Consider the following 7,175-nt stretch of genomic DNA (forward strand, 5'->3'; position numbering starts at 1 on the left):
CTTTATGGGTTACAGGAGTGATTATTGTGCCATCACCCGTGATGAGTCTACCCTCAAGTGTTAAGGAACTCCCCCCAACTAAACGGCCTTCAGCTTTTAACCGGGTAAGCCACTCGCTCCAGTGCTGCTGATGTATCCGCAGATCTTCGTCCGAATGTTCATCCATTCTCCCGTCCGGCTCTCTGAATAAAATGATATAATCTTTCATAAAAAAATAATTTCAGTAAAAATAAAACGAATCCGATATAAATACAACGAAAATATTAAATTTATTATTTTATATTAGCCACATGAAACCTTTAGTAGAACTAATTACCGCCTGGCAGGCTTTTACTGATGCACATCATGACGCAGATGTTGAAAGTTTCTGTTACGATTATCTATCTAATAAAAATCAGAAAGATGATCCTGATCCCGAAATGGATACTTTGCTTTCAAAACTGATAGGCAAATCAGGCAGTCTTATTAAAACATACCTTAAGCTGGCATTAAGGCAGATCCCAGACATGGAAATGGAGTGGTTTTATATCTTAGATACGCTGAACGACCAAAAGGAGATCAGGAAAACAGATGTGATCAGTTTTCGTCTCCTACTGGAACCCACAACAGGTATAGATATTTTGAACCGGATGCTTAAAGCCGGGCTGATCAGTGAACGCGTTGACCCAGTAGATAAAAGAGCGCGTTTAATAAAACCGACAGATAAGGGTAATGAAATCTATAAAAAGGTAAACAACTTATTTAACCAGGTTATCTCATTACTATTTACATCCCTGAACAAAGAACAAAAGACCTTGTTAATACTCACATTGGGGAAACTGACCAATGAGCATTATGAAAAGATTGTAGAAAATAAAACGCAGGCAATAGGCGAGATTGAAACTTTTATAAAAAACTCAATTAAGTAGCCTAAACTGAGTCAGCAGACCAGATTATTTTCTGGTAATCAATGCTTAAGGTTGATCAAACTTTTTTTAAAGCTTGTGCTCCTTTATAAAATTGATATGATCTTGCCCGGATCATAATTGTTAGGCACTGGGCTGCCCGTAAATGGATACCGGAATAGGCAGATAAAAGAGGCTGTATCATAAATATATTGAATTGTCATCCTGTCCAAGGGACTTCTTTGGAGAGCTTGTCGAAGGACCTTTTTTAATGTCTTAAAGGGCGTTTCGACAGGCTCAACGTGACAAATTCGAAGTAAATTACAATTTATGATACAGCCTCATCTCTTTTGTTGATTTAATTCCAATCGCTACCAATATCCTTACCAACATTGGGGTTTGCGTTCTTTTCAGATAGTGGGATAGGAAATAAAACATTTTTATCCTGAAAAGGCTGGGTACCATCTTCTATCTGCCTTTGCGAATTAATGGTCTGCTTAGCTATGCCCCAGCGGATCAGATCAAAATAACGGGTCTGTTCGCCGGTCAGTTCCAATTGTCTTTCGCGCATCAAAATGGTCATGGCTTGAGATTGACTGCCCAAACTGATATAAAGCGGCGCGTTAACGCTCGGCCTGCTACGTACCTGGTTAATCAGTGCCAATGGCTGTGATCCGGTATTACCCTGTTGTATGTAAGCCTCGGCAAGCATCAGCAATACATCTGCATAACGGATTACCTGCCCGTTGATACCGCTTTGCGGACCACCAAAGCTTGCTACTTTATTATAATACTCATATTTTAAATATTTGTATCCGGCTGAAGCATAGGGAAAGGCTACTGGCCCTGTTGCACATTGCTGGCAATATTGAGTTTGCCCCCCGCTTGCAGCATCTCCATAAAAAGTATAAGCCGCACGCGGATCGATGTAAGTGGCATTGGTTTGTGGGTTGGTGTAAGTAAAAGCTTTAACAGCCGTAGTGGTAATAAACACATTATTCCAATCGTTAAAGCCATATTCCTGTGCACGGGCAGAGTGGCTTGCTTTCCCACCCCACGTTTCCTGACCGCCAAACGGAGCATACTGGTTACCTATACCCCAATCGGTCCAGGCCTGGTTCATGACCTGAAAAATGGTTTCCTTATTAAGGGCTGTATTATTCTGATTCGGATCATCAAACAGGTTGTTATATACGGGCGTGAGCGCATAGCTATATGGAGCCTGGGTCAGTTTGGTCAATTCAGTAACAGCATCTCCCCATTTTTTTTCGTACAGGTATGATTTACCAAGCAAAGCAACCGCGGCCCCCCGGGTAGTACGTCCAAAACTGGCTGGAGCATATGAAATAGGAAGGTCAACTTGTGCGTCTTTTAAATCCTGTTCAATAAAAGCCCATACATCTGCTACAGCTGCACGCGGCAGATTAATTTCTTCTGCTGTTGGCAGAGGGATATATGCTTTACSCAAGGGCACACGTCCGTACAGGTTAACTAGATTGAAGTAAGCATAAGCCCTCAAAAATTTAGCCTCTGCAATATATTGCTTTTGATTTGCCTGTTCGGTTGCATTGGCAGGAGCCCATGCCTGAGCACGGTTAATCACAACGTTTGACCGCATTACCATTCGGTATAGTGAAGACCACATGGCTTCTAACTGCGGTTGGTTCGGAGCAAAATTATATTGTGCCAGGGCCAATAGATCCCCTTGGAGTGGTTGGGCATTTTTGGCATCATATCCCAGCAGATCAAAAATATAATACCATTCGCGAGCCCACAAACCAGAATGCAATAAAGTAGCGTAGCTGGCTATCACGGCTTGATTTATGGCTGCATCACTTGTGAAATAAGTGTCATAGGTATATGCGCTTTTACTCTGTAAATCCAAATCCTTCTTACATCCCCCGGTTGCAATCATTAAAACTACAACAATCAGATATTTTATATATTTTTTCATCATTATATCTTTAATATTTTTCATCATTAAAATCCAACTTGTATGCCCGCCAAAAATGTACGTGGTTGTGGTATCTGCCCATCATCAATGCCCCGGTTAAATATATAATCGCTGGCACCTCCATTAACACCTCCATTGGTTTGGGTGCTTATTTCGGGATCATATCCAGTATATTTTGTTATGGTAAATAAGTTTTGAGCCGCTACATAAACCCGTAACCTGCTTAATACATTACCTGAGAAAGAATTTAATGCCGTTTTTGTAAAAGTATAACCTAAGGTTACGTTACGTACCCGCAGGTATGATCCATTCTCAACAAAAAAATCAGAAGGCCTCAAATTCCCTGTTGCCGTAACATTTTGGCCTGCCCTTGGCAAAGCGGCAATATCACCCGGTTTTCTCCACCTGTTTAAAATGGCGGTAGAAGCATTATGCCCGGTTGAGGCATTTTCGGTGTAAAATTTAAGTGAGTTGGCCAATTGAACACCCTGAACACCCGAGATGACGATATTGAGGTCGAAGTTTTTATAAGATGCTCCAGCATTAAAACCGTACGTAAACTTCGGAATTGGACTGCCCAGTACCTTCTGATCCTTACTATCCACAACACCATCGTTATTAAGATCTTTAAATACAAAATCTCCTGGCAATAATCCATCCTGATATAGACTGGCGGGATTTCCGGTTCTCTGTCTGGTAGCGGCATTTAATGCATCAATTTCTGCTTGTGTACTTGCTACATGATCAACCGCATAACCATAAAAAGCGCCAATAGGCGAACCTGGTTGTGTTAATGTAATACCATTTAAATTATTAAAGTATCCTCCAATTATAGGGGTTGACGATTGTGCACCCAGTGATAATGTTTTATTTTGGTTATAACCTCCATTTACACTTACATTGTAGTTAAAGTCACTGGTTTTATCAGCATAGGCCAACTGAAATTCGAAACCTTTATTTTGAGCATCTGCAGCATTGGTAATTAAGGTACTGCTGAATCCGCTTAATCCGCCAATGCCTACGCTGGTCGGCACCGGAATTCCCACTAGCAAACCACTGCTTTTTCGGTTATAGTAATCAAGGGTAAGCGTAAGTTTGTTTTTCAGGAAACCCAGATCAAGCCCGATATCGGTCTGGTCTGTTTGTTCCCATCTCAACAGTGGGTTTGCAATGGAAGTTACAGTAGTTCCGTTTACAAAACTTTTGTTATCCCCCAGTGAATAAATCAGGTTGCCGGTCGRCGAACCGCCAAAAGTAAATACCTGTGTTGTGGTTAAACCAAACTTATTATTGCCTGTACGGCCCCAGCCTATGCGAAACTTTGCATCGCTGATAAACGGAAGTGCCGATTTGACAAATTCTTCTTCGCTGATACGCCATGCAAAGCCAACTCCTGGAAAGTTACCATAACGGCTTTGAGGCCCAAAGTTTGAAGATCCGTCACGGCGGATACTTCCGGATAAGATATACCGATCGTTAAAGGTATATACCAACCGGCCATAATAAGAAATAGCCCTGCCAAACTGTGTATAGTAACCAGACGTGTTGGCTTGGCTGGTGATGGTTGGCGCTACACCTATATCTTTCACATTGTCATTCAACATTCCTGTACCCAATACGCTCAGGTATTTGCTCGATCCTGCATCAATATAACTGGTACCTGCAGTTGCCGATATACTGTGTTTGCCAAAAATACGGTTGTACGACAGGTAGTTTTCAAAAGTATAATTGGAATAACTGTTAAATGCACGCCCTGCCTGCCGACTGAAACCCAGGTTGTTGGATGTAATATAAGGTATCTGGTATGAATCGTTTGTCGAAGTACCATATACACCCGCCAGCTGCGACCTAAAAGTTAAACCTTTAATAATATTTACTTCGCCAAAAACCTGCGGATACAATACCAGATCGTTGCTTGATAAGGTTTGAACGCCTAAGCTCTGTAATGGATTTACGGCGTTACTGTTGTCATCAACATTGGTAAGGATAGAGTAGCCACCCAAAATAGCAGGGTCGTATATTGGCTGATAAGGTGCGTAGCTGATCGCATTTAATATGCTCGCTGTCTGTCCGTTAGTGTTGGTATAACGGATATTAAGGCTTTGGCCAAAATGAAAACGCCCTAGTTTCTCATCTAGAGAAAAACGGCTGTTTAATCTTCTTAAACGGTAATCTTTAACAATAGCCTGCTGGGTTAAATAACCTAGTGAGAGATTATAGGTAACCTTTTCGCTGCCACCGCTTATACTTGCATTGTTTTGGGTAGATAAAGCTGTTTTAAATATTTCTTTTTGCCAATCGGTACGGTCAACACCTACAAAAGGAGTATTTAATTTGGCCGGAGGCGTAAGGTTATTGGTAGCAGCTATATCTTTTATAAGATTGACATAGTCGTTTGAATTAAGCAGGTCAAGTTGTTTTCGCACTGATGATGTACCAACCTGCGAGTCAAATAATATCTGCGGGATGCCGCTTTTAGCCTTTTTAGTGGTAACAATAACCACACCATTAGCGGCAGCAACACCATAAATGGCGGTAGAGGCTGCATCTTTTAAAATGGTAATATTATCAATGTCCTGTGGGTTGATGGTATTAAAAAGATTGGCATCACTCTGTATGCCGTCAACAACATACAATGGTTCCACATTGGTAAACGAACCAGTACCGCGTACAATAATCTGGGCATTTGAACCAGGATTACCGTTTGAATTTAATACCTGTACACCCGGGGCTTTACCGATAAGAAGCTGTGCTGCACTGGTATTGGTGTTAGCGCCTGCGTCCTTCGCAGCCACAACATTTACCGAACCTATCAGGTCCTTTTTTCTGGCGGTTCCATAACCTATTACCACTACATCATTAAGGGAACTTACGTCACTCTGCAGTTTTATGTTCAATACTGTTTTTCCGTTTAATTTAACTTCCTGCTTTGTGAATCCTATAGAAGAAAATACGAGCGTAGCATCCTGTGGTACATTAACTGAATAAGAACCATCGGTACCAGTAACCATACCATTCTGCTTTCCTTTTTCCAATACAGTAACTCCGGGAAGCGGACTGTTATCATCAGCTGATGTTACAACTCCTTTAATGGTGACTGTTTGTGCCATAACGGGCAATGCGCTCATCGGCACAAGCAACAGCAGCAAGAGCCATAATCTGGCTGGTCCTAGCAGCCTTGTTAAATGGGTAATTTTCATGCTCATAATTGTTTTTTTTGTATTATAAATGGTTATTTCTAAGAATTATCAAATGGCTGACTGAACACGGACAGCAATCTACAAGTCTGGATGCACAGCTGGATTGATTATAAAAGTGGAAGACGGTCTATGTGGTCAGCGCTTCTAAAATAGCCATAAGCTGGTTTCCCAAAGGGCACATTTGATAAAAAATAGGTATATAAATGTTAACTTATTTGTCGTTTTTGCCTTGCCAGAAAGTGGTAAACTGGGTGTAAATACAGCGTACTTTGTATCAAGCCAACATGAACAAACTAAGTTTAGAGGTATCTAAGCAGAGATATAGAAAGAAAAGGCACTATCTGGCAAAGAAAAAGAAGATGCTGATACCACAGCAAATGAACAAATTAAAAGCTGGTCTTATTTCATCTAGAATGGTACAAATGATAATCAGATCTTTCTAATTGCGGGAAGGCAGGATTATCATCATAGCCATCATTTTTTGCGGGCGTAAACTATCAATCCAGCGATGTGTTGCTCCAAGGATTAAGCGAAAATCATATCCGTTATATCATTCAGTTACCTAGTGCTAAATGGGGTTTTAAAGCAATCGGCAATATTAACATCAATACAAATATTTAGTTTAATGGTTAAAACCAACCTGATATATCTGTTTCTTATATACGCTGGGTGCCATGCCGGTTAACTTTTTGAAGGTTTTAGAAAAGTAGGAAAGGTTATCAAATCCGGTCTGGGCACAAATCTCTGAATATGACATTCTGCTTGTCGCCATTAGATACTGTGCCCGTTCAACACGTTTTTCGTTTATATAATTCAAAGGTCTGGTTCCGGTATACTGTTTAAACTGCCTTGAAAAATAATCGGGATTTTGATTTACGCGAGAAGCAAGCTGATATACAGAAAGGTCTGTGTGTAAATTGATAAGGATATAATTTAGGGTTTCTGCAATTTTTACCGGTATAAGTTTGTGTTCCGGACTTTTGAAAAGCTGGGGATTCAGAAACCTGGCAGTTAACAGCATCAGGATCCCTTGGGTTTCCAGATACGCCGAAGTGTTCTGCTGGTTGTTAAGCTCCTGATATTCTTTATAATAAATATCCTTCTCATAGATTTTAGGATTATCAGACCGGTTTATTC

Annotated in this window: 5 protein-coding genes; 1 reads left to right on the top strand and 4 read right to left on the bottom strand. The window is 40.8% G+C overall.

The genetic code is table 11. The features are described from left to right. Nucleotides 1-208 (bottom strand): hypothetical protein (locus AC1DPQ_RS12790; RefSeq protein ID WP_477609583.1); only part of this gene is annotated, 208 nt, incomplete at its 3' end. An 82-nt stretch (nucleotides 209-290) separates the two neighbouring features. Here AC1DPQ_RS12790 and AC1DPQ_RS12795 point away from each other — a divergent pair. Continuing rightward, a complete protein-coding gene (locus AC1DPQ_RS12795; RefSeq protein ID WP_477580628.1) occupies nucleotides 291-908 on the top strand; it encodes a MarR family winged helix-turn-helix transcriptional regulator in 618 nt (205 codons plus the stop codon). Nucleotides 909-1,242: 334 nt separating this feature from the next. Here AC1DPQ_RS12795 and AC1DPQ_RS12800 read toward each other — a convergent pair whose 3' ends face one another. The 3 genes from AC1DPQ_RS12800 to AC1DPQ_RS12810 all read right to left on the bottom strand — a co-directional run. After that, on the bottom strand, nucleotides 1,243-2,838 hold the full coding sequence (locus AC1DPQ_RS12800) for a RagB/SusD family nutrient uptake outer membrane protein (RefSeq protein ID WP_477609585.1): 1,596 nt from the start codon (nucleotides 2,836-2,838) through the stop codon (nucleotides 1,243-1,245). A 26-nt stretch (nucleotides 2,839-2,864) separates the two neighbouring features. Further along, nucleotides 2,865-6,044, bottom strand: coding sequence for a SusC/RagA family TonB-linked outer membrane protein (locus tag AC1DPQ_RS12805; protein WP_477609587.1), 3,180 nt, complete (start codon nucleotides 6,042-6,044; stop codon nucleotides 2,865-2,867). Nucleotides 6,045-6,660: 616 nt separating this feature from the next. Next, the coding region (locus AC1DPQ_RS12810) for a helix-turn-helix domain-containing protein (protein ID WP_477609589.1) at nucleotides 6,661-7,175 on the bottom strand (515 nt) is incomplete at its 5' end.

The organism is Pedobacter sp. 01T416_2 (genome assembly GCF_056398925.1).

Bases quoted from the DNA above. Each gene is read 5' to 3' on its own strand.
- AC1DPQ_RS12795 (WP_477580628.1), top strand. From the start codon at position 291: ATGAAACCTTTAGTAGAACTAATTACCGCCTGGCAGGCTTTTACTGAT.